At 64.1% G+C, this 22,562-nt stretch carries 25 protein-coding genes; 16 read left to right on the forward strand and 9 right to left on the reverse strand.

The window, feature by feature from the left end:
• Window positions 1-132: 132 nt before the first annotated feature.
• Complete coding sequence (locus IVB45_RS30205; RefSeq protein ID WP_247358310.1) at window positions 133-1,830, reverse strand: caspase family protein; 1,698 nt, start codon at window positions 1,828-1,830, stop codon at window positions 133-135.
• Window positions 1,831-2,074: 244 nt separating this feature from the next.
• Between IVB45_RS30205 and msrA the strand changes: the two genes are divergently transcribed.
• From msrA to IVB45_RS30225, 4 genes are all read left to right on the forward strand, one after another.
• The gene (gene msrA / locus IVB45_RS30210; protein WP_247287667.1) at window positions 2,075-2,779 is read left to right on the forward strand and encodes a peptide-methionine (S)-S-oxide reductase MsrA; all 705 of its coding nucleotides are present in this window, start codon (window positions 2,075-2,077) and stop codon (window positions 2,777-2,779) included.
• A 43-nt stretch (window positions 2,780-2,822) separates the two neighbouring features.
• A complete protein-coding gene (gene msrB / locus IVB45_RS30215) occupies window positions 2,823-3,242 on the forward strand; it encodes a peptide-methionine (R)-S-oxide reductase MsrB (protein WP_247287666.1) in 420 nt (139 codons plus the stop codon).
• Between the two features lie 106 nt (window positions 3,243-3,348).
• Window positions 3,349-3,513, forward strand: coding sequence for a DUF3309 family protein (locus tag IVB45_RS30220; protein ID WP_081747975.1), 165 nt, complete (start codon window positions 3,349-3,351; stop codon window positions 3,511-3,513).
• A gap of 211 nt (window positions 3,514-3,724) precedes the next feature.
• The gene (locus tag IVB45_RS30225) at window positions 3,725-4,018 is read left to right on the forward strand and encodes a hypothetical protein (RefSeq protein ID WP_007596188.1); all 294 of its coding nucleotides are present in this window, start codon (window positions 3,725-3,727) and stop codon (window positions 4,016-4,018) included.
• Window positions 4,019-4,089: 71 nt separating this feature from the next.
• Here IVB45_RS30225 and IVB45_RS30230 read toward each other — a convergent pair whose 3' ends face one another.
• Both IVB45_RS30230 and IVB45_RS30235 read right to left on the reverse strand, forming a co-directional pair.
• Window positions 4,090-4,647 (reverse strand): DUF4112 domain-containing protein, encoded by a 558-nt coding sequence (locus tag IVB45_RS30230; RefSeq protein WP_247287665.1) that lies wholly within the window; start codon window positions 4,645-4,647, stop codon window positions 4,090-4,092.
• Between the two features lie 61 nt (window positions 4,648-4,708).
• Complete coding sequence (locus tag IVB45_RS30235; protein WP_027519939.1) at window positions 4,709-5,134, reverse strand: DUF5413 family protein; 426 nt, start codon at window positions 5,132-5,134, stop codon at window positions 4,709-4,711.
• A 143-nt stretch (window positions 5,135-5,277) separates the two neighbouring features.
• Between IVB45_RS30235 and IVB45_RS30240 the strand changes: the two genes are divergently transcribed.
• From IVB45_RS30240 to IVB45_RS30250, 3 genes are all read left to right on the forward strand, one after another.
• A complete protein-coding gene (locus tag IVB45_RS30240; protein ID WP_247358309.1) occupies window positions 5,278-5,523 on the forward strand; it encodes a hypothetical protein in 246 nt (81 codons plus the stop codon).
• Between the two features lie 37 nt (window positions 5,524-5,560).
• A complete protein-coding gene (locus IVB45_RS30245; RefSeq protein ID WP_007614124.1) occupies window positions 5,561-5,788 on the forward strand; it encodes a hypothetical protein in 228 nt (75 codons plus the stop codon).
• 259 nt (window positions 5,789-6,047) lie between these two features.
• Window positions 6,048-6,320 (forward strand): hypothetical protein, encoded by a 273-nt coding sequence (locus tag IVB45_RS30250; RefSeq protein ID WP_027519942.1) that lies wholly within the window; start codon window positions 6,048-6,050, stop codon window positions 6,318-6,320.
• 156 nt (window positions 6,321-6,476) lie between these two features.
• Here the strand turns inward: IVB45_RS30250 and IVB45_RS30255 are convergent, their stop codons facing one another.
• Window positions 6,477-8,102 (reverse strand): hypothetical protein, encoded by a 1,626-nt coding sequence (locus IVB45_RS30255; protein WP_247358308.1) that lies wholly within the window; start codon window positions 8,100-8,102, stop codon window positions 6,477-6,479.
• A gap of 37 nt (window positions 8,103-8,139) precedes the next feature.
• Window positions 8,140-9,432, reverse strand: coding sequence for an adenylosuccinate synthase (locus IVB45_RS30260; RefSeq protein WP_247358307.1), 1,293 nt, complete (start codon window positions 9,430-9,432; stop codon window positions 8,140-8,142).
• 365 nt (window positions 9,433-9,797) lie between these two features.
• Between IVB45_RS30260 and IVB45_RS30265 the strand changes: the two genes are divergently transcribed.
• A complete protein-coding gene (locus tag IVB45_RS30265) occupies window positions 9,798-10,730 on the forward strand; it encodes a DMT family transporter (protein ID WP_247359165.1) in 933 nt (310 codons plus the stop codon).
• 28 nt (window positions 10,731-10,758) lie between these two features.
• Here IVB45_RS30265 and IVB45_RS30270 read toward each other — a convergent pair whose 3' ends face one another.
• Entirely contained in the window at window positions 10,759-11,163 is a 405-nt protein-coding gene (locus tag IVB45_RS30270) for a VOC family protein (RefSeq protein ID WP_247358306.1), read from the reverse strand.
• 85 nt (window positions 11,164-11,248) lie between these two features.
• Window positions 11,249-11,653, reverse strand: coding sequence for a hypothetical protein (locus IVB45_RS30275; protein WP_247358305.1), 405 nt, complete (start codon window positions 11,651-11,653; stop codon window positions 11,249-11,251).
• Between the two features lie 72 nt (window positions 11,654-11,725).
• Between IVB45_RS30275 and IVB45_RS30280 the strand changes: the two genes are divergently transcribed.
• The gene (locus tag IVB45_RS30280; protein WP_247358304.1) at window positions 11,726-12,358 is read left to right on the forward strand and encodes a TetR/AcrR family transcriptional regulator; all 633 of its coding nucleotides are present in this window, start codon (window positions 11,726-11,728) and stop codon (window positions 12,356-12,358) included.
• A gap of 56 nt (window positions 12,359-12,414) precedes the next feature.
• Here the strand turns inward: IVB45_RS30280 and IVB45_RS30285 are convergent, their stop codons facing one another.
• Window positions 12,415-12,816, reverse strand: a complete 402-nt coding sequence (locus IVB45_RS30285) for a DUF1330 domain-containing protein (RefSeq protein WP_247358303.1) — start codon at window positions 12,814-12,816, stop codon at window positions 12,415-12,417.
• A gap of 93 nt (window positions 12,817-12,909) precedes the next feature.
• Between IVB45_RS30285 and IVB45_RS30290 the strand changes: the two genes are divergently transcribed.
• Complete coding sequence (locus IVB45_RS30290) at window positions 12,910-13,845, forward strand: DMT family transporter (protein WP_007614154.1); 936 nt, start codon at window positions 12,910-12,912, stop codon at window positions 13,843-13,845.
• Between the two features lie 97 nt (window positions 13,846-13,942).
• Window positions 13,943-14,920: a tripartite tricarboxylate transporter substrate binding protein gene (locus tag IVB45_RS30295; RefSeq protein WP_247358302.1), complete on the forward strand. Its 978-nt coding sequence runs from the start codon at window positions 13,943-13,945 to the stop codon at window positions 14,918-14,920.
• 120 nt (window positions 14,921-15,040) lie between these two features.
• Here IVB45_RS30295 and IVB45_RS30300 read toward each other — a convergent pair whose 3' ends face one another.
• Window positions 15,041-16,726 carry a methyl-accepting chemotaxis protein gene (locus IVB45_RS30300; RefSeq protein WP_247358301.1) on the reverse strand — a complete coding sequence of 562 codons (1,686 nt, stop codon included), beginning with the start codon at window positions 16,724-16,726 and terminating at the stop codon, window positions 15,041-15,043.
• 252 nt (window positions 16,727-16,978) lie between these two features.
• Between IVB45_RS30300 and IVB45_RS30305 the strand changes: the two genes are divergently transcribed.
• The 5 genes from IVB45_RS30305 (at window position 16,979) to IVB45_RS30325 (ending at window position 22,538) form a co-directional block, all read left to right on the forward strand.
• Window positions 16,979-18,022, forward strand: a complete 1,044-nt coding sequence (locus tag IVB45_RS30305) for a C-terminal binding protein (protein ID WP_247358300.1) — start codon at window positions 16,979-16,981, stop codon at window positions 18,020-18,022.
• A gap of 88 nt (window positions 18,023-18,110) precedes the next feature.
• Window positions 18,111-19,454, forward strand: coding sequence for an extracellular solute-binding protein (locus IVB45_RS30310; protein WP_247358299.1), 1,344 nt, complete (start codon window positions 18,111-18,113; stop codon window positions 19,452-19,454).
• 136 nt (window positions 19,455-19,590) lie between these two features.
• On the forward strand, window positions 19,591-20,547 hold the full coding sequence (locus IVB45_RS30315; RefSeq protein ID WP_027570394.1) for a sugar ABC transporter permease: 957 nt from the start codon (window positions 19,591-19,593) through the stop codon (window positions 20,545-20,547).
• The gene (locus tag IVB45_RS30320) at window positions 20,540-21,436 is read left to right on the forward strand and encodes a carbohydrate ABC transporter permease (protein WP_027519957.1); all 897 of its coding nucleotides are present in this window, start codon (window positions 20,540-20,542) and stop codon (window positions 21,434-21,436) included. The genes IVB45_RS30315 and IVB45_RS30320 overlap by 8 nt, the downstream gene beginning before the upstream one ends.
• Before the next feature lie 133 nt (window positions 21,437-21,569).
• Complete coding sequence (locus IVB45_RS30325) at window positions 21,570-22,538, forward strand: MBL fold metallo-hydrolase (protein WP_247358298.1); 969 nt, start codon at window positions 21,570-21,572, stop codon at window positions 22,536-22,538.
• Window positions 22,539-22,562 lie beyond the last annotated feature (24 nt).

Here is a 22,562-nt window from a genome sequence, read left to right on the forward strand (position 1 = left end):
GGCGGTCTTGGTACCGAGGAAGGTTCGATCACTGTCAGTCTTCGCCAAACCACGCCCTGTGGCTATGGATCCCGGCCTCTGCCGGGACGACACCTAATGTGAGGGGACGAAGATGCGCCCCATAAGCAGCCTTCACTTCCCCGCGACGAAATAAAAATCCTCGCGGCCCGGCGGCGAGCCGTAGGAAAACGGCTGCTGCACGTGCTTGGTCACAAGCCAGACGTCGTCGCGGACGATGTCGAACAGTTTTCGGATCTCGACGCGCGGCATCTTGATTTCGCGAGCGAGCGCGGTGGCGAACGGACTGTCGGCGCCGCCGTCGCCGTCCATCGCGGTCTCGCCGTGCTTGGCGGCGTAGACCACCATGAAGCCGGCGCCGGGCTCGATGTTGGAAAAGCCCTTGTCCACCAGCTTGAGCGACAGCGTGCGCTGCATGGTCGGCGCGAACGGATTGTCGCGGCAGGCATCCAGCATGACCAGACGCACTTTTCGCGCAGCGCCCACCGCCGCGATCACCTGCTCCAGCGCAACCGCCTGGGTCTCGGCGTCCTTGTCGGCGGCGAGCTTGGCATCGACGGGAACGAGATAATTGACGCCGCCGATCTCGAACCCGTGGCCGGCGTAATAGACCACCGCCCAATCGGCCTTCTCTGCCTCGGCCGCAAACGTCTGCAACGCTTCGAAGAACTTGTCGCGGGTGAGGTCGCTGACGGATATCACGGTCTGAAAGCCGACATCGCGTAGCGCGGCTGCGATCATTTTCGAGTCGCGTGGCGGATTGGGCAAGGTGTGGACGTTCTTGTAGGCGCCGTTCCCGATCACCAGCGCCACACGGCGCCCCGTAGATCCGGCTGGCGCCTGCGGGGTCAGTGCGGCCAATCGCTCCTGCGCGATCGCGCGGGCACGCGCGACGTCGAGCTCGTCGAACTTCGTCAGCGAATAGGCCGCCGCACGATAGTCGACACGAGCCTGGGCGAGGTCCTTCTTGCGCTCGTAGATCTGGCCGCGACCCGAATGTGCCCGGACATTGTTCGGGTTGATCTGGATCGCAATGTTGTAGTCCTTCAGCGCAGCGTCGAGATCGCCCTTCAGCATGTTGACGTCGGCGCGATTGTTGATCGCGTACACGTTCTTCGGTTGCTTCTCGATCAGGCCGTTGCAGTCGGCGAAGGCCTGGTCGTACTTGCCCATCATGCCGTAGGTGATGCAGCGGTTGGCGGTGATCTGCTGCGCGCCCGGTTCGATCTTCTCTGCCTCCGCGAAATCGGCGATCGCGCCGTCAAAATCCTGCATCAGCGTGCGCACGCGGGCGCGGTTGGTGTAGCCGAGCAGGAATTTTGGCGCGTATTTGATCGACAGGTTGAAATCGTCGAGCGCGCTTTGCAGCGCCCCCCGGCGCAACTGGATGATGCCGCGGTTGTTGTAGGGGACACCGTAGGTCGGGCGCTTCTGGAGCGCGAGGTTGTAGTCCGTCATCGCATGGTCGTCCTGGCCCGTCCGCTCATAGGCGAGGCCGCGCAAATTGAGCGTGACGACGTTGTCGGGATCGAGGTCGACGGCCATGGACAAGGTCTCGATGGCATGGACGTAGTCGCGCTTGTTGATCAGCGTATTGCCGCGCACGGAAAGCGCGACGGCCTTGTCCTTGCCGATGAGGCGGTCGGCGTTGAGCAAATTGTCGCAGGCTTGCGCCCTCGCCTGCGCATCCGCCTGGCGGTCGCGGCAAATGGCAAGGTCGTCGCCGGGTTTCGGATCGGCCGCCGCGATCGAGCTCCAGCCGGCCAGGATGGCGAGCACGGCGACGAGGGTCAGGGATACGACGCGCAGCATGTTGTCAGGTCAGCTCCAGCCATCATTCTTTAGGTCGATCACCGATCGCGCCGGTTCATCTAGCGCGGAGTTCCTATCCTCGCCAAGCCGGGCCGCTCCAGGCGGCGCGTTTCACAGACTCGTGTCCGTCCGGCCGTAACAATCGCCCGGCCGGCCCGTATCTCGAATGTCCGAAAATGCCGGGCAGGCTGTTCGCCCGGCCCCAACCGCCCTAGACTGTCAGACCTTCCGAAAGAGGATCGCCATGCGCCGACCTGCCATCCTGTCCCTGCTCGCCGCAACCACCGCCCTGACGCTGGCCTTTGCCGCGCCGACCCGGGCCGCAGAGGATGCGGTCGTGATCCCCGCTCCCGCCGTTGACGCGGCGCCCGCAAGCGGGATCCAGACCGCCGTGATCGCCGGCGGCTGCTTCTGGGGCGTGCAGGGCGTGTTCCAGCACACCGCAGGCGTCGTCAACGCGGTCTCCGGCTATGCCGGCGGCACCAAGGCGACGGCCGACTACCAGACCGTCTCGAGCGGCCGGACCGGCCACGCGGAATCGGTCGAGATCAAATACGACCCGAAGAAGATCTCCTACGGCAAGATCCTGCAGATCTACTTCTCGGTGGCGCACGACCCGACCCAGCTCAACCGGCAGGGCCCCGACTCCGGCACGCAATATCGCTCGGCGATCTTCACCACCTCCGACGAGCAGAAGAAGGTGGCCGAGGCCTATATCACCCAGCTCAACGGCGCCAAGGTCTTCAATAAGCCGATCGCGACCAAGGTCGGCGCGCTGGAGGCGTTCTATCCGGCGGAGGCCTATCACCAGGATTATCTGACGCTGCACCCGAACCAGCCCTACATCGCCTACAACGACCTTCCGAAGGTCGAGAACCTGAAAAAGCTGTTCGCGGATAACTATATCGAGAAACCGACGCTGGTGAGCGCCAGCAAGGCAACCAACTGATCGCAAGATCACTGAACAAGATCATCGAAAAAACGGGAGACCCATGCCCGACACCAAGACGAAAACCACGGACGACAAGGTCATCAAGAGCGAACAGCAATGGCGCAGCGAGTTGTCGCCGATGCAATACGCAGTGCTGCGCGAGAAGGCGACCGAGCGTCCCTTCTCCGGCGAATATGAGCAGGACCACCGCGCCGGCACCTATACCTGCGCCGGCTGCGGCAATGTGCTGTTCGAGTCCGACGCGAAGTTCGATTCCGGCTGCGGCTGGCCCAGCTTCACCCAGCCCGCCGTCGAGGGCCATATCGACGAGGAGCGGGACGTCAGCCACGGCATGGTCCGCACCGAGGTGCTGTGCGCCAAGTGCAGCGGCCATCTCGGCCATGTCTTCCCCGACGGCCCGGGGCCGACGGGCTTGCGTTACTGCATCAATTCCGCGGCGCTGAAGCTCGAACCTAAATAAACCTTGCGCGCCGCCGGGTTCCGTCATGGAACCCGGCGGCGCGATGTGCTTTTCTTACCTCGTGGTGCGGCCGGCTGGCGTTGCCGCGGCCGCCAGGGAGGATGCCATGACGCTTGGGACCATCCTGATCATCCTGGTGATCATTTATCTCGTCGGCGGCCTGTCGGGCCGCGTCGGTGGCTACGGCTACGGAATGGGTCATTCCGGCATGGGGATCGGCGGCCTTGTCCTGGTGGTGCTGCTCGTGCTGCTGCTCCTTGGCAAGCTGTAAACCATTCAAGCCACTGACATTGTTGTCATTTTCGGCCCTGCGGAGCTGCCATGCGCGGATTCATCATCTCGCATCGCGGGGGTCGCAATTTTGTCAAAACGGGCTATATTAGAGGACGAAAATGACATGTGCGGCGCCCACTCAATCGTGGCCTCTGCCCGTCCCAACCCCACGCGCTTAAAGCCCCAGAGAGATCACGAGGTCTTTGACCATGCGTCCACTGCGTCCGTTCAACTTCAACACTTCCGCCGAACTCTTCCCCGCTGCGATCCGCAAGAAGAAGCGTGCAGGCTTCACCTATCGCCGGTTCGGCACCGCGGCCGAAGCCGTGCAGTTCGCGATGGAGCAGTTGCCGACGGATTCGCTGAACGGCGCCTATCTCCAGGTCGAGGAAGCGCGCTTCGATCAGAACGGTATCCGCTCGCTTTATGAGAGCGAAGCCTTCCCGCTGCCCCGTCACCGCAAGCCGGTGGAAGCCAGCACCGACGCTGCCGACGCGGCGTAAGTTTTCGCTCCGATGTGCGCTGAGAGCGCGACGGCCGAAAGGCTGTCGCGCTTTTTGCGTTTTGGGGCGCGTCAGATGCGCGGCTGCTTGTCGAGCCAGCGGCGGAGCAGACGCACGTTGCGCATGTTGGCACGGAACATGACGTCAAAGGCGTCGCCCGCGAACGGCACGATGCCGACGACGCCGTCGAGGGCGACATTGCCGAGCATGCGCGCGGTGATGTACCAGGGCGCCCCGAGCGCCCTCGCCTCTCGCACCAGCCAGAGCGAGATCGCGGTGGTGATGATGTCGCCGACGACGGGGATCAGTCCGATCAAGCCGTCGATGCCATAGCGGATATTGGTTCCGGGCAGTACGAAGGCGACGTCGAGCAGCTTTGCGATCGCCTCGATCCGCGCGATCCGCTGCTCGCGCGTCAGATTGCCGAACGGGTTGCCGGCGAAGGGACTGTCCTTCCCGAACTCGAAGCGAAACTCGCGAAAGCCCTGCTCGAGCGTTTCGGGCCGGATCTCGTGACCATCCTGATCGATGATCGGCCCACGCCCCTCGGTGCCCGAAGAGGCCGGACCCGGGCGGCTTCCCGAACGGGAGCGACGCGGAGCAAGAATATCGTCATCGGACATGGTCATGGCCTGTAGGGAACGCGCCAGCGCGGCGGAGGTTGCTGCGGCGTGATCGAAGGTCGCGCCCTCAAGTCTGTGCTGCCGCCGGCTGCGGCTCCGCGACATATCTATGCACGAGCCAGGATGAAATCACCGCCGGCACGAACCCGACGAGGCCGTACAGGATGAACTGCACCGCGCCCGAGTCCGGACCGCGCGAGCTGTAGGTCAGCGAGGCCAGGATGAAGGCGAACACGCCGACCAGCAGCATCCGCAGCACCGGGCCGATCCGGCGGATGTGGACCAGGATATCGTCGACTGCACCGATCATCAGCGAGGGCAGGAAGCCGAACAGATAACTGTATTGCAGGGATTTGAAGAACACCGCGAACAGCTTGCCGACTTCAGCGAGACTGGTCTGGGTCCAATAGCCGGACTGATAGGTCGTCGTCAGCAGCAGCAGGAACCCGCCCACGAACGGGCCGACCAGCGCAAACACGAGATAGCGTTTCATCAGGCACCCTCATCCTTCGCCCCGTTATAGCAGCGCCGCGGGAACCTTGAATAGCGGGGGGACGGGCTCTGCGCTGGGAACAAGCGGCATAGCGACGAGTTCAGACAGGACTTGAAACTCACCTGTCAGATTTGGAGCCGCCGATGTCCCGCAAACTGTTCTTCCTGGCGACGATCGCACTGACGGCCGTGAGCGGCCTGTCGAACGCGCCCGCCCTCGCACAAGGCCATATGGGTTCACCGCAGGAGCAGAAGGCCTGTTCGCGGGACGCCTCGCGCTTCTGCCGCAAGGACCTCGGCAACGACATGGCGGTGCAAGGCTGCTTGCAAGCCAACAGGGCCAAGCTGTCGCGGTCTTGCAGCAAGGTGTTTCAGAGCCACGGCATGTGAGGACCGGAACCATCCCCGGCGAACGGAGAGTGAAGCCATGTTGCGCGACGAACAGCTCTCGATCCTGAGGGACATCAGCCAATCCATCGCCTTTGCCGACGACCGGCACGGCAAGATAGGCGAGCTGATCGCCGACGGTTACGTGATGAAGGACGGCGATCTGTTCGAGCTCACGGCAAAGGGCGTTACGGCTGTCGAGGAGCACGCGGCGCTTGGCGCAAGCGATGCGGAACAAGCGAGCGTATCCTCCGATCGGTTGATCTGATCGCACGCGAGTCGCATTGTGCGTGACGTGCGCGCAACAATTGCGAATTCCTTTTCGCCTGCCATTGCGGCCGCGTGACAATGGCGCATACTTGATTCGGGCGGCGCAGCACTTTTCGATTCGAACATCACGAGAGATCGAGCGACCACATGCGGGATTGAGGTCCCGGCGTGAAGGCTGTGACATGCGGCAGGTCAAGCCGCGTGCGGCGCCCCAAAACCAAGTGGCTCAACCCACGGAACTCGGGGACGCATTCCGCATGACACGCTACCAGACCATCGCAACTCTCTTCGCCGTCACAACCGCAGCCATCGCATTCCAGACATCGCCCGGCCTTTCCTTCTCGTCCGAAGCGCAGCAGATGTGCTCCGGCGATGCCATGCGGCTGTGCTCCAGTGAGATCCCCGACATCCCCAGGATCAGGGCCTGCATGGTGCAGAAGAAAGCTCAGGTCAGCCCGGGCTGTCGCGCCGTAATGGACCGCGAGCACGCCGCCGCGACATCGCGCAAGCGGGAAGCGACGGCGCAGTAGAGACAGCGTAGCCGGCCGTCCTTCGAGACGCCCGCCCAAGGGCGGGCCCTCAGGATGAGGTCTCGTTTCGCGGCGAGATATCAAACCCTCATGGTGAGGAGCCCGCCAAGGCGGGCGTCTCGAACCATGCGGGCCGAGGTCTCACGGAGCAGAGATCTAGTCGCCCCACTGCGCAAAGGCGTCGTTGAAGGCGCGCTCGCCGGGAGCGCCCTTCTCGATGGCGATGATGGCGCGGCGCTGGTTGGCGTAGACCAGGGGCACGTCGAACCAGGAGCGCTCCTTGAGGAGCTGGACGTTGCGGCTGCGGTCGGCGTCGACGTTGGAGAGGCCGACCAGGAAGAAGCCGTCGGTGACCTTGACCGCGAGGCCTGCGAGCGGCGTGCCGCGTGCCTGCTCGTTCGACTTCATCAGGATGCCCGGCACGTTGGCGACGCCGCCGCCCGAAAAGTCCGCCGGCAGGACGAAGGTCAACTCCGCGGTGTGGCTCGCCGGCAGCGAGGAGTCGGTGTTGCGGCGGAACGACATCGTCATCTTGAACTTGCGGTCGGGGATCTCGATGTCGGCGCGCACGGCGACATCGGCCTTCTGGTTGCCCGACGCCTTGATCGGCTCGAGCCGCCACACCACCGAGCCGACATATTGCTTGCCCTTCGGATCGGACGGATCCTCGTCATAGAGCACGACCTTCTGCGCCACTGGCGCGACCGGCTGGTCGCTGGCCGAGGGCTGGCCGACGCGATCCGGAATCTTGGGCCTGCTCTGCGGCTGCGACGAATCCCTGGGCGCCTCCACCACCTGCGTCGGCGAAGACTTCAACAGGTTGGTCGCGGTCTGAACCAGCTGCTTGCCCCAGAGGATGCCGGCACCGACCAGGATCAGCACGATGCCGACGGCGATCGCGCTCTTGAACGGAAACACGGAGCCGGTGCGGGCGCGCTTCTTCTTGGGTTCACGGTCGAGAACGGGGATGTGCGGACGTTGCGACGGCGGCTGCGACTGCGGCGCGTAGCGCTCGGCCTCCTCGATCGATTCGTCGTAGGAGTAGGGCGCGTCCGTCCCGGCAGCGCGATTTTCCAGGCTCGGCTCGAGCCGGTCGAATTCCGGCGAGGGCGAAGGCACGTTGGCGTAGGTGCGGCGCGCGGCGCGGTTGGCCTGCGCGGCGGCGCCGCCGAGATCGTTGGCGTCGGCCGTGATGTCGCGGAAGCCGCGCACGCCCGGTGCCGGCGGCAGCGGCGGCGGGGGTCCCATGTCCGGCGGGCGGCGCCCACCGGCGCGATCACGTCCGGCCGGCGGCGGCTCCGGCATCGACGGCGGTGCCGACGGACCCTGCGGCCGCGGCGCGTCGAAACGCGGAGCCCGCGGCGCACGTGGGGCCTCGCCCTGGTCATCGACGTTGAAGGAGGGCCGGTCGGCGCGCGGCGGCGGCGGAGCCGGACGGGCGCGTGGCGGGGCAGAAGTTTGGGGCGCGGGCGCGTTGCCCTCGGTGGCGCGGGTGCTGGCGCGGCGGAAGGCATCGCCGCTGCCGCTGCTGCGCGCGCCGCCACCGGGGCGCGAGGCCTCGCGGGCACGCTGGGCGGCCTCTGATTCGACCTTACGGACGGCCTCTTCCAGCGAGAGCCGCTCGCGGGTGATCTCGGATTCGGAGAGCGGCGGCTGCACGCTGCGGAGCTGCGCGATCAGCGCCGTGCGCGCCCGCTCGTAGAGCGCGCGACGGCTCTCGCCAGGAGCGTTGGGGTCCAGGGCGGCAATAGCGCGGGCGATCAGCGGATAGTAATCAGCCATTTCTACTCAATTATACGCGCGTCCCGGTAAGAGATCGTTAAGCCTCAAACGGATTTTGTACCAGGATAGTATCCTCGCGTTCGGGGCTGGTGGAAAGCAGTGCGACCGGGCACCCCACCAATTCCTCGATCCGGCGGACATATTTGATCGCCTGGGCCGGCAGCTGGGCCCAGGACCGCGCATTGGCGGTCGGCTCCTTCCAGCCTTCGATGGTCTCGTAGATCGGCTCGACCCGGGCCTGGGCGCCCTCGCCCGCCGGGAAATGATCGATCTCCTTGCCGTCGAGCTTGTAGCCGGTGCAGACCTCGATCGTGTCGAAGCCGTCGAGAATGTCGAGCTTGGTCAGCGCCAGACCGTTGATGCCGCAGGTCCGGACCGCCTGGCGGACCAGAACCGCATCGAACCAGCCGCAGCGGCGCGGACGCCCGGTATTGGTGCCGAACTCGCGGCCGCGCTCGCCGATCTTGCGGCCGGTCGGGTTGTCCTGCTCGGTCGGGAACGGGCCCTGGCCGACGCGGGTCGTATAGGCTTTGCAGAGGCCGAGCACATAGCCGACCGCGGCGGGGCCGAGGCCCGAACCGGTCGCGGCCTGCGCCGCCACCGTGTTGGACGAGGTGACGTAAGGGTACGTGCCGTGATCGACGTCGAGCAGCGCGCCTTGCGCGCCCTCGAACAGCATGCGCTTGCCCTCGCGCCGCTTGATGTCGAGCAGCCGCCACACCGTCTCGGCATAGGGCAAGAGCTGCGGCGCCAGCGCGGTCAATTCCTTCAGGATCTCCTTGCCGTCGAACTCCGGCAGGCCCAGTCCGCGGCGCAATGCATTGTGATGCGCCAGCAGCCGGTCGATCTTGTGCGGCAGCGTATCGAGATCGGCAAGGTCCATCAGGCGGATGGCGCGGCGGCCGACCTTGTCCTCGTAGGCCGGGCCGATGCCGCGGCGAGTGGTGCCGATCGCGGTCGCCGCATTGGCGGATTCGCGATGCGCGTCGAGTTCGCGATGCAGCGGCAGGATCAGGGTGACGTTCTCGGCGACCCGCAAGTTTTCCGGGCTGATGGCGACGCCCTGTGCACGCAGCTTGGTGACCTCGTCGAGGAAGGCGGCGGGATCGAACACCACGCCGTTGCCGATCACCGACAGCTTCTGCTCGCGCAGCACGCCCGAGGGCAGCAGCGCCAGCTTGTAGGTCTTGCCGTTGATCACCAGCGTGTGGCCGGCGTTATGGCCGCCCTGGAAACGGACGACGATGTCCGCCTGCTCCGACAACCAGTCGACGATCTTGCCCTTTCCTTCGTCGCCCCACTGGGCGCCGACGACGACAACATTGGCCATTCGCGGGTAATCCCTATGCAATCTGTTAGATGCGCCCAGCCCAATCGCGGCCGGGGCCGCTCGAACGCGAGGCAGCCAACCGGATAAAGGATGCAGCCTCTCTAGGCAAGCAAGAACGGGACTTTTTCGAGGCCGCGAGCGTACTCCAAGCCTTTGATATCCCCTGAAAATCCAGAAACCTTCGCGACCGGTGCAATGCTTCGACCAAAGCGTGAGAGGCTGCTTCCGCCGCTGCATGGTCGCGATGCATCCGCCCCCCGTTGATGCAACCTCGATTTCCGTGTCTTTGAACGGGCCGGGTCCGAACCGGCCCGGGTGCCGCCGGGCTGGAGGCTTGGCGCATGACGCGGGGCCACAACAATCCAATGTCCGCCACCGACGAGACCACCGGCGCCGCCACGTCCGGCCAGAACTGGATCGCCAACCAGCCTTACCTGCTGCTCAGCATCACCGCGCTGTGCTGGGCCGGCAATGCCATCGTCGGGCGGCTGGCCGCCGGTCACATCCCGCCGGTGACGCTGTCGTTCCTGCGCTGGTTCTTCGCCTTCCTGCTGGTGCTGCCGTTCGCCTGGAAACACCTTGCGCAGGACTGGCCCGCGATCCGCGGCAAGCTCGGCCTGATGGTCACGCTCTCGATCACCGGCATCGGCGCCTTCAACACGCTGCAATATTGGGCGCTGGAGCATACGCAGGCGCTCAACACTCTCCTGTTGCAATCCGCCGCGCCGCTGGTCGTGGCGCTGTGGTCGCTCGCCATCCTTGGCGTGCGGCTCACCGCGGCGCAGGCTTTCGGCGTGCTGCTGTCGATGTGCGGCGTGCTGATCATCCTGCTGCATGGCGACTTCACCACGCTGTCGAACATCGATTTCAACAAGGGCGATCTCATCTTCGTCGTCGCGCTGATCATCTTCGCGCTCTATTCGGTGCTGACCTTGAAGCGACCGCCGATGCACGGCCTGTCGTTCCTCGCCTTCACCTTCGGCTGCGGTGCTGCCTGTCTCATTCCGCTGGAGATCTGGGAATTGTCCGCGCGTCCCGTGATGAAGCTCGACGGGCCGAACCTCCTGACCCTGTTCTATGTCGCGGTGTTCCCCTCGACGCTCGCCTATCTCTGCTTCAACCGTGGCGTCCGCCTGATCGGCGCCAACCGCGCCGCGCCCTTCTTCCATGTCGTGCCGGTGTTCGGCTCGATCATGGCAATGGCGTTTCTGGGCGAGCACCCACAGCCGTTCCACTTCATCGGCTTCGCGCTGGTGCTGGCCGGCGTGTTCGTGGCGTCACGGAAGCAGGCGAGCTAGGCTTGGGGCCCGGTTCGATCGGCTGCGATCAAGCGTTTGCCGACGGGTTCATCCACACCATCTCCCAAACATAGCCATCCGGGTCTTCAATGTGTCGGTTGTACATGAAGCCGAGATCCTGCGCCGGATTGGGATCGGCGCGACCGCCCGCAGCCACCCCGCGGGCCAGCGTTGCATCGACGGCATCGCGCTCGTCGAGCCTCAGAGCGAACATGGCCTGGCTGTGGCGCCGCGCGTCACCGATCTCGCGTTGGGTGAATTCACGATACTGGTCGTGGGTCAGCAGCATCACGCCGATCGCGTCCGTGAACATGAGCGAGGTCGAAATTGCTCCAGAGAATTGAGGATTCACCGCGCCACCCAGCGCTACGTAGAATGCTGTCGATGCGGCGAGGTCGCGCACAGGCAGGTTGATCAGAATCATCTTGGACATTGCTTTTCCTTCGAAAGCGGCTGGAAGCCGCGCCAGGGTCTGACATTGGAAACAGAGAGCTCTCAACACCCCTCCTGAACTGCATTCAAATGTAGCGCGCGGTGCCCATGCAGAGCGCGGCGATGCCCAGCAGGCCCGCCGCCGCACGTTGGGCGGCGGCGATACGTGCACGGAGGTCCTCCGGCTTGCCGGTGCCACGACGCAGGGCCACGAGCGCGCGGGGACCGATGACAGCCTGAATACCGGCCGCGAGCAGTGCGCAGACAGCACCGACCGCGAGCACCTGCTCGGTCTTGCCGAAGCTGTGGGAATGAACGAGATGCCCGAGATAGCCGCCGGTCAGGATGGCAATCGTCGCCGCGCCGAGTTGTGGAAAGACCAGTTGCTCACCGCCAACTCCGCCGATGCGGGCCAGCGCAAAGCTTGATCCCGCCCAGAACACGGACGACAACACATGAAGTGACAAGGCGATCACGAGGGCAGTTTGCATGGCAGCTCCGAACCGGCTTCTGAATTAGATATACTATGTGTATAGTCAATACGTCAACAGAATGGCAAGGCCATGCCTAAGCGCAGTTATGTGAGCTCCGCGCGGGCTTCTGCGGCCGCGGCGACGCGCGAGCGCATCATCGCCGCCGGCGCGCGACTCCTGCGCCAGGACGCGAGCATTGCGAACTTCTCCCTTGACGTCGTCGCCAAGGCAGCCGGAGTCACGCGGTTGACCGTCTACAACCAGTTCGGATCGCGGCGGGGATTGCTGGAGGCCGTGTTCGACGACATCGCGCACCAGGGCGGACTGTTCGAACTGGCCGAGGTCATGACAATGGCGGATCCGCGCGCCGCGCTCGACCGCGTCATCGAAATCTTCTGTACCTTCTGGGGGCGCGATCCCGCCATCGGCGGGCTCAACCAGGCCATCGCGACCGATCCGCAATTCGGCGAGGCGCTGATCGAGCGTAACGAGCGCCGCCGGGAACTGCTGACCGCGCTGCTGTCGCGGATCGTCGGCAAGCACGCAGCAAAGCGCGCCATGCGGGACACCGTCGATCTGATCTTCGTGCTGACGAGTTACCCGACTTTTGCAGCGCTGAGCCGGCAGCGATCGACGGAGGAGGTCTGTCGCTTGCTGCAGACGGCGTGTCACGCGGCTGTAGACGCACTGGATAAGGGCGACAAGCGGGAGCGGAAGAAGTAAGAGCTTCGCGACGCCTTCTTCCTTCTCCCCTTGCGGGAGAGGGAAAGAGCATGCGCCTACTTCACTTCAAACTTGCTGTACGCTTCGTTCATCGCAATGATGACGTGCTCGGCGCAGGCGTTGACGCGATGCGGATCAGCCTCCGTCTCGTAGGCCTCCGATGTCATCATGTCGATGAAGGCCGTGACGGTGGGATAATAGACCAGCGCCGCGAAATCCCAGTCGTTGCCCTGTTGCGGGCCGAGCGCCACCGTCTTGGCGTCGCCGGTCCAGAGCAGCGTGCCGCCGCGCGCCTTGATCATCGGCACCGTGACGGCGCTGTAGCGCAAATAGGCGTCCCAGCCGGAACCGTCGCCGTCGCCGGAGCGCGCGTGGAAGCGCATCAGGTTCAGCATCACCACCGCTGCATGCCGATCGAGCCGCTCCAGGCCGTCGATGTTCAACATATTAACCGCCAATGCCGCCTCCTCTGGTCACGCCTGCATTGTAGCATTGCGGCGGCGTGACTTGTGTCACGACGTAAATCCGGCGCAAGCTCGCATCCAACGCCAATGACGATCGCTTCGCCCGCGCCACCGGCCTCCAATCCGGCCAGTTGGCTCAACAACCAGCCTTATCTGCTGCTCAGCCTGAGCTCGCTGTTCTGGGCCGGCAACATCGTGCTCGCGCGCCACGTCGGCGCGCATGTGCCGCCGCTGACGGTGACCACGATCCGCTGGTTCGGCGTGTTCCTGATCCTGCTGCCGTTCGCCTGGCCGCACCTGAAGCGCGACTGGCCGAATCTGCGCAAGAGCCTGCCGCTGATGCTGTTCCTGTCGCTGGTGGGCTTTGCCTTCAACAACGCGATCTCGTACTGGGCGATGCAGTACACGGAAGCGCTGAACGCGCTGCTGATCCAGTCGGCCGGACCGCTGTTCGTGGCGCTGTGGTCGCTGGTGCTGTTCGGCGTGCGGCTGACCGGTGCGCAGCTCGCCGGCATCGGGATCTCGCTTCTCGGGGTGCTGATCATCATTCTGCGCGGCGATCTCGCCGCGCTCGCGAGCATCAGCTTCAACAGGGGCGACATCATGTTCGCCTCATCGCTGGTGGCGTTCGGGATCTACTCTGCCTTCATCCCGCGGCGACCGAAGATCCACCAACTCTCCTTTCTCTCCTTCACCACCTGCTGCGGCGCGACGATGCTGCTGCCGACCGCGATCTGGGAGGCCTGGAGCGGCCGCGTCCTGCAACTCGATGGGGTGACGCTGGCGACGCTGGGCTACATCCTGATCTTTCCCTCGACATTGGCCTATCTGTTCTTCAACCGGGGCGTGGCGCTGATCGGCCCGAACCGCGCCGCGCCGTTCTTCCATCTGGTGCCGGTGTTCGGCTCGGCGATGGCGATCCTGCTGCTCGGCGAAAAGATCCAGCCATTCCACCTGATCGGCTATCTGCTGGTGCTCGCCGGTGTCGTGATCGCCTCGCGCCAGGGCTCTGCGGTGAAGTAATTCCGCACCGCGAGACGAGGCGACAAACTCGCGCCTTCCGATTTCGACGAGGAGACGCTAGGTTCCCCGCCAACGAAAAAAGAGGGAACGAACCGACATGCTTTCAGCGTTGATCCGAAACCTGCGTGCCATCGGCACGGCCTCCCTTTGTCTCGCCGCCGCATCCGCTGCGCAGGCCGACAACTATCCGAGCCGCAATATCACGCTGGTGCTGCCGTTCGCGGCCGGCAGCGGCACCGACACCACGACGCGGCTGATCTCGCAGCATTTGTCGCAGGCACTCGGCGTCGGCATCGTCATCGAGAACAAGGCGGGCGCCAACGGCATGATCGCCGCCACCTATGTCGCGCGCGCCGCGCCCGACGGCTACACGCTGCTGGTGACCACCAACACCACGCATTCGGCCAATCCCTATCTGCTCAAAAGCCTGACCTACGATCCGGTCAAGGACTTCACCCCGATCGCGCGCACCGGCGACCTGCCCTTCATGCTGGTGATCCACCCGGAGGTGCCGGCCAAGACCGTCGGCGAACTCATCGCCTACGGCAAGGCCAATCCGGGCAAGCTGAGCTACGCCTCGGGCTCGTCCTCGGCGATCGTGTCTGGCGCGACGTTCGCGCATAATGCCGGGCTCGACCTCCTGCACGTGCCCTACAAGAGTTCGCCCCCGGCGCTCAACGACGTCATGGGCGGCCGCGTCTCGATGATGTTCGTGGACATCCTGACCGGCCTGCCGCATGTCCAGGGCAACGCGCTACGTGCGCTCGCCGTCACGACGAAGGACCGCTCGTCGCTGGTGCCGAACCTGCCCTCGATGCAGGAGGCCGGCGTGCCGGACTTCGACATCTCGTCTTGGCAGGGCTATTTCGGCCCCGCCGGCATGCCCAAGGAGATCATGACGCGGCTCAATGCCGAGATCCGGAAGATCGTCGAGAAGCCGGAGATCAAGGCCCAGCTCGCCACTCTCGGCATGGACGCGTTTTCAGGCACGCCGGAGCAGCTCGGCACGTTCGTGAACGAACAGCTGGTGTTGTGGGAAAAGCTGATCCGCGAGGCGGGAATCGAGAAGCAGTAGTGCGGTCTCGTAGGGTGCGCAAAGCGAAGCGTGCCCACCGAGAAGTTACCGCGACCTCAAAAGAAAAGGTGGGCACGACGCTTCGCGTCTTTGCCCACCCTACGCATTCAGTGCAAGAACTTACGCCGCGCGCACCTTGGCGAGGAAGCCGTCGACTGCGCTTCGCAGCGCGCCGGACTGGCTGTCGAGCTCGCGGGCGTTGGTGAGCACGTCGCTTGCCGCCGTGCCGGTCGCTTCCGCGGCCGAGGTGACGCTGCCGATATTGGCGTTGATCTCGTTCGATCCGGCCGCGACCGACTGAATGTTGCGGGCGATCTCGCGGGTCGCCTCGCCCTGCTGCTCGATCGACGCGGAAATGCCCGCGGTGATCTCGCTCATCTCCGCGATGGTCTGGGTGATACCGCCGATCGCGGCGACCGCATCGCTGGTCGAGGTCTGCATCGCCGCGACCTGGGCGGAGATTTCCTCGGTGGCCTTGGCGGTCTGGTTGGCAAGCGCTTTGACCTCGGAAGCGACAACCGCGAAGCCGCGGCCGGACTCACCGGCACGCGCCGCCTCGATGGTGGCGTTCAGCGCGAGCAGATTGGTCTGTGCCGCGATCGAGTGGATCAACTTGACCACCTCGCCGATCTTCTCGGCGCCGGTGGAGAGCTCCTGCACCGTGGCATTGGTGCGCTCGGCGTCGTTGACGGCGCGGCTCGCCACTTCGGTCGAGCGGGTGACCTGGCGCGAGATTTCCGCAACCGAGCTTGACAGCTCTTCGGCAGCGGCGGCAACCGTGCCGACATTGCCAGACGCTCTCTGCGAGGCCGCGCCGACGGTCGCCGCACGCGAAGAGGCGTCGCTGGCGGTCGCGGTCATCGATTGAGCGGTGGCTTGCATGCCCGTCGCGGCCGAGGAGACCGAGCGGACGATGCCGTTGACGCTGCGTTCGAAGTCGCTGGCGATGCCCTCCATCGCGCTGCGACGTTCCGCCGCGACACGATCCTTCGCGTCGGCTTCGGTCTTCTCGAGGTCGCGGATGCGCAGTGCGTTGTCCTTGAATATCTGGACGGTCGACGCCATCGCGCCGACCTCGTCGCCACGGCCGACGCCGGGAATGTCACCCTCGAGCTTGCCCTCGGCGAGATCCTTCATGCGGGCGCCGAGCAGAACCAGCGGACCGCTGATGCTGCGGCCGAGCAGCCAGGCGATGCTTCCGGCGACGATGACGATGCCGAACATGGCGAGACCGAGCAGCCAGTAGACCGGGCCCATCTTTGCGTCGATGTCGTCGAGATAGGCGCCGGTGCCGAGATACATCTCGAGTTCGGGGACCGCCACCGCGTAGCCCATCTTCCGGATCAAGCCTTCCTGGCCCGGTTTCGCGTATTCATAGGTCAAAAGGATCGAACCGTTGGCCTTCGCGCCGTTCATCAGCTCCCAAGACAGTTTGCGGCCATTGGTCAGAACTTCCATGCGGTTGCTGCCGATCTGCTTCGGATCTGGCGCCAGCTGCGTGATACCGTCATAGGACGTTCCGAAGAGATAACCAGCGCCTTTGTCATAGGTCATCGCGTTGCCGTAGCGACGAAGATCAGCCATCGCGGCGTCCTTCGTCATCTCGCCCGCATCCACCCGCTTCTTCAGCGCCACCGCATAGTTGCGGCCCATGTCGACGATGGCCTTGGCCTGCTCGATGCGCGCGTTCACCATTTCCTGCTTCATCAGGTACCCGGAGAGGACCCCGGAAATGCACAAGCCGAACAAGGTGACGCCGACAAGGATGCCGAGCTTGGGGGCGATCTTCATATTGCTCAATTTCACGGGATGCTCCGGCAACGAAGGGATAAGGACGCGCGAGTGAATCGATCGAAATCAAATTAACTTTTAGGGGGTGACCCCTTAGCAAGCTGTTACGGGGCGCCCCGTAAAAGCCCGGAGAAGACGTCGAAGCAGTCGTATAAATCGCCTCAACGACAACCTGGAATTGTACGCGACGTCCCAGATTTCGCGTAAAAGACGCAAAGGCCCGCGCGAAGTCCGGGTCACAACAAGAAACCAAATCGGGAGCAGGACATGCCGAAATACAGGATCGTGACGCCGAAGGGCGCGAGCTTCACGGTCGCGAGCAGCGATTATTCCTACGAGCGCGAGGCGCTCGATCCGATCGACGCCGAGATCGTCGAGGCGCCGGCCGATGAGGCCGGGTTCATCGCCGCCGCGAAGACAGCGGACGCCATCTACGCGAAGGGGATCCCGATCACCAAGACCATCATCGACGCGCTGGAGAGCTGCAAGGTCATTACGCTCGGCTCGGTCGGCGTCGACAGCGTCGACATCAAAGCCGCAACCGCGCGCGGCATTCCCGTCACCAACATCCCCGACACCTTCATCGAGGAGGTCGCCGACCATGCCATGATGCTGCTGCTCGCAGGCTTCCGCCGGCTGGTCGAACAGGACCGGATGGTGCGCAGCGGCCGCTGGGCGGAGGGCCGGCCGGCGTTGTCGAAGATTCCGCGGCTGATGGGCCAGACGCTCGGCTTCATCTCGTTCGGCCGCGTCGCGCGTGCAGTTGCGAAACGCGCAGCTCCGTTCGGCCTGCGGATGATGGCCTACGATCCGTTCATCCAGGAAACGCTGATGTCCGACCACGGCGTAATTCCGGCGACGCTGAACGAGGTGTTGTCGCAATCCGACTTCGTCTCGATGCACGCCCCCGCCCGGCCCGAGGTGCATCACATGCTCACCGAGAAGCACTTCCGGCAGATGAAGAAAGGCTCGGTCTTCATCAACACAGGCCGCGGCGCCACCGTGGACGAGGAAAGCCTGATCAAGGCGCTTCAGGAGGGCTGGATCGCCCATGCCGCCCTCGACGTGCTGGAGAAGGAGCCGCCCTCGCACAACAACCCCATCCTCAGCATGGAGAATGTGACCCTGACCGCCCATGTCGCCTCCGCCTCGGCACGGTTTGACGAGGCGCGCAAGCGCCGGGTGGGCTACGAATTGTCACTGGTGCTTCAGGGCATGTGGCCGGTAAGCTGCGTCAATCCGTCGGTGCTGCAAGACACCGCGCTCCGCCGCTGGCAGCCTGTCAGCATGGACCGCGGCCCGAACAGCTAGGCGGGACGGCCGCGAAGGCGCGCCGGCAACCGGAAAGACCCTTCACCGGCGATCAACGCCGGGAAGGGAAACACATAGGGAGGAACCGATGAGGAACGACATCACACGTCGTGATGCCTTGGCGCTGGGCCTGTCCGCTGCGGCAATCGCGGCAACCGGTGCTCCGGCGAATGCCCAATCCGCGATCAAGGCCGCGGACGTCCCCACACCGAAACTGCCGATCGAGAAAGGCGCATCCCTGCGCATGCTGCGACCGGTACGTTTCGTCCAGGCCGACGAGGATGTGTTCCGCGCCAATGCAGCAAAATTCACCAAGGAGACCGGCGTCGAGGTCAAGGTCGATTTCGTCGGCTGGGAGGACATCAACCAGCAGACTGCGGTGACCTCGAATTCCGGCGCCGGTCCCGATATCATCATCGGCTTCTCCGATGCGCCGCACATCTATGTCGACAAGCTGGTCGAGCTGACCGACGTCGCCGATTATCTCGGCAAACGGTACGGTGGTTGGCTGCCGCTGGCGCAGCGCTACGGCAAGAAGAACAAGAGCCCCATTTGGATCGGGCTGCCGTTCGGAGCCACTGCGGGTCCCGTGATCTACCGCAAGTCGATCCTGCAATCGGTCGGCTTCGACAAGGTGCCGGAAGACCATGCCGGAATCCTCGACCTGTGCCAGAAGCTCCAGAAGGCCGGCAAGCCGGCGGGCTTCGCCCTCGGCAATGCCAAGGGGGACGGCAACGGGTTCGCAAGCTGGGCGCTATGGTCGCACAACGCAGCCCTGCTCGACGAAGAGGGCAACGTCATCATCAACAGCAAGGAGACGATCGCCGCGCTGAACTGGGTCAAGCAGCTCTACCCGACCTTCATCGCCGGCACGACGTCCTGGAATGACGTCAGCAACAACCGCGCCTACGCGGCGCAGGAGATCGCGCTGACCGCGAACGGCGTCTCGCTGTATTTCTCGCTGAAGAACGATCCGGCGACCAAGGCGATCGCCGACGACAGCGAGCATCAGTTGCTGCCGAAGGGCTTGGCCAAGGTCTCGCCGATGGCGGGCCTGACGCTGAACGCCATGGTGTTCAAGCACAGCCAGTACCCCAACGCCGCGAAGGCCTTCCTGCAATACATGCTGGAAAAGGACCAATACGAGCCTTGGCTCAACGCCAATTCCGGCTACTGGTCCCAGCCGCTGGCCGCCTATGCCGAGGCTGCCGTGTGGTCGCAGGACCCCAAGGTGAAGCTGTTCAAGGACACGATGAACAGCACCTATTACGACGGCTATGCGGGTCCGATCTCGACCGCGACCGGTGCCGTCAGCGCCGACTACGTGCTGATCCAGATGTTCGCATCCGTCGCGACCGGCGCTGCCACACCGGAAGCCGCGGCCGCGGAAGCGGAGCAGCGCTGCAAGCGGTACTTCCGGCGGCAGAAGTAACGCTGGACAGAAGCGCGTCATTGCGAGCGAAGCGAAGCAATCCAGCCTGTCTCCGCGGTTACGGCCTGGATTGCTTCGTCGCTTCGCTCCTCGCAATGACGGGCGTGGAGACTTTCACAGACAGGACAAAGACCCGATGTCCGTGACCACACTTCCCACTCTCGCCCTCGCACGACGGCAGCCCTCCTGGCTGGTGCGCCTGTTCGACTACAAGCCGTTCCTGATCGTGATGTGCCTCGCACCTGCGATCGGGCTGCTTACGGTGTTCCTGACCTATCCGCTGGGTCTTGGCATCTGGCTCGCCTTCACCGATACGACGATCGGCAGAAAAGGCGTCTTCGTCGGTTTCGAGAATTTCCAGTATCTGCTCACCGATTCCCTGTGGTGGAACGCGGTGTTTTACAGCGTGGTCTACACGGGGATCGCGACCTTCGGGAAGTTCGCGCTGGGCTTCTGGCTGGCACTGCTGCTCAACAACCATTTTCCGTTCAAGAGCCTGTTGCGTGCGATCATCCTGATGCCCTGGATCGTGCCGACGGTGCTCTCGGCGCTCGCGTTCTGGTGGATCTACGATCCGCAGTTCTCGATCATCTCCTACCTTCTGGTCGACGTGCTGCACTGGCGCACCACCAATATCGACTTCCTCGGCTCGCCCTGGCCGGCGCGCTTCTCGCTGATCGCCGCCAACATCTGGCGCGGCATTCCCTTCGTCGCGATCTCGCTGCTGGCGGGCCTGCAGACCATCTCTCCCTCGCTCTACGAGGCGGCGATGCTGGATGGCGCCAGCGCCTGGCAGCGCTTCCGCTACATCACCTTCCCGATGATGATGCCGATCCTCGCCATCGTCATGACCTTCTCGATCATCTTCACTTTCACCGACTTCCAGCTGGTCTACGCCATCACCCGTGGCGGTCCGGGCAACTCGACCCATTTGCTGGCCACGCTGGCCTTCCAGCGCGGCATTGCCGGCGGCGAGCTCGGCGAGGGTGCGGCGATCGCGGTGTCGATGATCCCGTTCCTGGTGTTCGCGACGCTGTTCTCTTATTTCGGCCTGGCGCGCCGCAAATGGCAGCAGGGAGAGAGCAATGACTGATACCACCGCCCAGCCGGCCGCCGTCGCCACCACACCGCCGGACACCATGGCCTGGGATTCCGGGCTGCGGCGGCTGATGATGATCTACCTGCCGCTCGGCTGCTTCGTACTGATCCTCCTGTTTCCGTTCTACTGGATGGCGATCACGTCGTTCAAGCCGAACGCAGAGCTGATGAACTACAAGGAGCACAACCCGTTCTGGATCTCCTCGCCGACGCTGGCGCACATCAAGCACCTCTTGTTCAATACCGCCTATCCGCGCTGGCTATGGACAACAATGCTGGTTGCGGTCGGCGCGACCACGCTGTCGCTGATCGCGAGCACGCTGGCCGCCTACGCGATCGAGCGCCTGCGCTTCCGCGGCAGTCCCTATGTCGGCCTCGGCATCTATCTCGCCTATCTCGTGCCGCCGTCGATCCTGTTCATTCCGCTCGCAACCGTGGTCGTGCAGTTCGGCTTGTTCGATTCACCGCTGGCACTGATCCTGGTCTACCCGACCTTCCTGGTGCCGTTCTGCACCTGGCTCCTGATCGGCTATTTCAAGTCGATCCCCTACGAGCTCGAGGAATGCGCGCTGGTGGACGGCGCCACACGGCTCCAGATCCTACGCCGGATCACGCTGCCACTGGCGGTGCCCGGCCTGATCTCGGCCGGCATCTTCTCCTTCACGCTGTCCTGGAACGAGTTCATCTACGCGCTCGCCTTCATCCAGAGCGGCGCCAACAAGACGGTGCCGGTCGCGATCCTGACCGAGCTCGTCACCGGCGACGTCTACCAATGGGGGGCGCTGATGGCGGGATCTCTGCTCGGCTCGCTGCCGGTCGCAATCTTCTACTCGCTGTTCGTGGATTACTACGTGTCGTCGCTGACGGGCGCGGTAAAGGAGTAATTCGTGGCTGCGCGCAAGCGCAGCCGATCGTGCTATCGTGATAGACCGCATGCTGCCTTGGTCCCACGCTCCATCCTGACAGCGGGGTCGATCATTGGCGCCGTCGATTGTCGCTCGAGAAAGCGAAAATTGCATGCGTTCGCCAAAGCTCCCATCATTATCTCGACGCGGTTTCTGCCTGTGTTGCGTCGGCGCCGCGACCGCCGCCGCTTCGGGATGGCTTAGCCCCAGGCAGGCCTACGCAGAGGCGCGAGGCATCGTCAGCCTGATCAAGGACAGCGCTGCAGTATCGCCGATTGTCACGCACAAGCTCCGAAACAACATCACTGTGCTGGAAGGCTCCGGCGGCAACATTGCCGTGCTGACCGGGCCCGACGGCAAGGTCCTGATCGATGCGGGCATCCGCGTCTCACGTCCCCAGCTCACCAAAGCGCTGGCTGATCTCGGCGCCGATCCCGTCACCCATCTCGTCAACACCCACTGGCATTTCGATCATGCCGATGGCAACGAATGGCTGCATGCAGCCGGCGCGAAGATCATTGCGCAGGAAAACACCCGCAAACACCTTGCCGAAGTGCAGCGCGTCGAGGACTGGGACTACAATTTCCTTCCGCTCGGCGCGGGCGGTATCCCCAGTGAAGTCTTTGCCGACAGCCGCGAGCTTAAGCTCAACGGAACCTCGATCGGCCTGAAGTATTACGGGCCCGCGCACACCGACAGCGATATCTCCGTCACCTTCGCAGAAGCCAACATCGTTCACGTCGCCGACATGTTCTGGAACGGCATCTATCCGTTCATCGACTATTCGACCGGCGGCAGCATCGACGGGATGATCGCTGCATGCGACGCCAATCTCGCGGCGATGGACAAGGACACGATCGTCATCGCCGGGCATGGCAAGCCGGTCGGCAACAAAGCCGAGTTCCAGGCCTTTCGCGACATGCTCGTCGGGATCCGCGACAACGTCGCCCGCCTCAAGAAGCAGGGACGAACGCGCGATGAAACCGTTGCGGCGAAGCCGACAGCGGCGTTCGACGCGATATGGGGGCAATTCGTGATCGATCCCGGCTTCTTCACCAGACTGGTCTACCAGGGCGTTTGAAAAACCCTCGCGGCCGTCGGCGAA

Source organism: Bradyrhizobium sp. 4 (assembly GCF_023100905.1).
Taxonomy (GTDB): domain Bacteria; phylum Pseudomonadota; class Alphaproteobacteria; order Rhizobiales; family Xanthobacteraceae; genus Bradyrhizobium.

Coding starts and splice junctions, on each gene's coding strand:
- IVB45_RS30320 (WP_027519957.1), top strand. CDS start 20,540: ATGACTGATACCACCGCCCAGCCGGCCGCCGTCGCCACCACACCGCCG.
- IVB45_RS30225 (WP_007596188.1), top strand. CDS start 3,725: ATGCGTCCACTGCGTCCGTTCAACTTCAACACTTCCGCCGAACTCTTC.
- IVB45_RS30305 (WP_247358300.1), top strand. CDS start 16,979: ATGCCGAAATACAGGATCGTGACGCCGAAGGGCGCGAGCTTCACGGTC.
- IVB45_RS30240 (WP_247358309.1), top strand. CDS start 5,278: ATGTCCCGCAAACTGTTCTTCCTGGCGACGATCGCACTGACGGCCGTG.
- msrB (WP_247287666.1), top strand. CDS start 2,823: ATGCCCGACACCAAGACGAAAACCACGGACGACAAGGTCATCAAGAGC.
- IVB45_RS30220 (WP_081747975.1), top strand. CDS start 3,349: ATGACGCTTGGGACCATCCTGATCATCCTGGTGATCATTTATCTCGTC.
- IVB45_RS30270 (WP_247358306.1), bottom strand. CDS start 11,163: ATGTCCAAGATGATTCTGATCAACCTGCCTGTGCGCGACCTCGCCGCA.
- IVB45_RS30260 (WP_247358307.1), bottom strand. CDS start 9,432: ATGGCCAATGTTGTCGTCGTCGGCGCCCAGTGGGGCGACGAAGGAAAG.
- IVB45_RS30235 (WP_027519939.1), bottom strand. CDS start 5,134: ATGAAACGCTATCTCGTGTTTGCGCTGGTCGGCCCGTTCGTGGGCGGG.
- IVB45_RS30205 (WP_247358310.1), bottom strand. CDS start 1,830: ATGCTGCGCGTCGTATCCCTGACCCTCGTCGCCGTGCTCGCCATCCTG.
- IVB45_RS30255 (WP_247358308.1), bottom strand. CDS start 8,102: ATGGCTGATTACTATCCGCTGATCGCCCGCGCTATTGCCGCCCTGGAC.
- IVB45_RS30280 (WP_247358304.1), top strand. CDS start 11,726: ATGCCTAAGCGCAGTTATGTGAGCTCCGCGCGGGCTTCTGCGGCCGCG.
- IVB45_RS30290 (WP_007614154.1), top strand. CDS start 12,910: ATGACGATCGCTTCGCCCGCGCCACCGGCCTCCAATCCGGCCAGTTGG.
- IVB45_RS30245 (WP_007614124.1), top strand. CDS start 5,561: ATGTTGCGCGACGAACAGCTCTCGATCCTGAGGGACATCAGCCAATCC.
- IVB45_RS30230 (WP_247287665.1), bottom strand. CDS start 4,647: ATGACCATGTCCGATGACGATATTCTTGCTCCGCGTCGCTCCCGTTCG.
- IVB45_RS30275 (WP_247358305.1), bottom strand. CDS start 11,653: ATGCAAACTGCCCTCGTGATCGCCTTGTCACTTCATGTGTTGTCGTCC.
- IVB45_RS30310 (WP_247358299.1), top strand. CDS start 18,111: ATGAGGAACGACATCACACGTCGTGATGCCTTGGCGCTGGGCCTGTCC.
- IVB45_RS30325 (WP_247358298.1), top strand. CDS start 21,570: ATGCGTTCGCCAAAGCTCCCATCATTATCTCGACGCGGTTTCTGCCTG.
- IVB45_RS30315 (WP_027570394.1), top strand. CDS start 19,591: ATGTCCGTGACCACACTTCCCACTCTCGCCCTCGCACGACGGCAGCCC.
- msrA (WP_247287667.1), top strand. CDS start 2,075: ATGCGCCGACCTGCCATCCTGTCCCTGCTCGCCGCAACCACCGCCCTG.
- IVB45_RS30265 (WP_247359165.1), top strand. CDS start 9,798: ATGTCCGCCACCGACGAGACCACCGGCGCCGCCACGTCCGGCCAGAAC.
- IVB45_RS30295 (WP_247358302.1), top strand. CDS start 13,943: ATGCTTTCAGCGTTGATCCGAAACCTGCGTGCCATCGGCACGGCCTCC.
- IVB45_RS30250 (WP_027519942.1), top strand. CDS start 6,048: ATGACACGCTACCAGACCATCGCAACTCTCTTCGCCGTCACAACCGCA.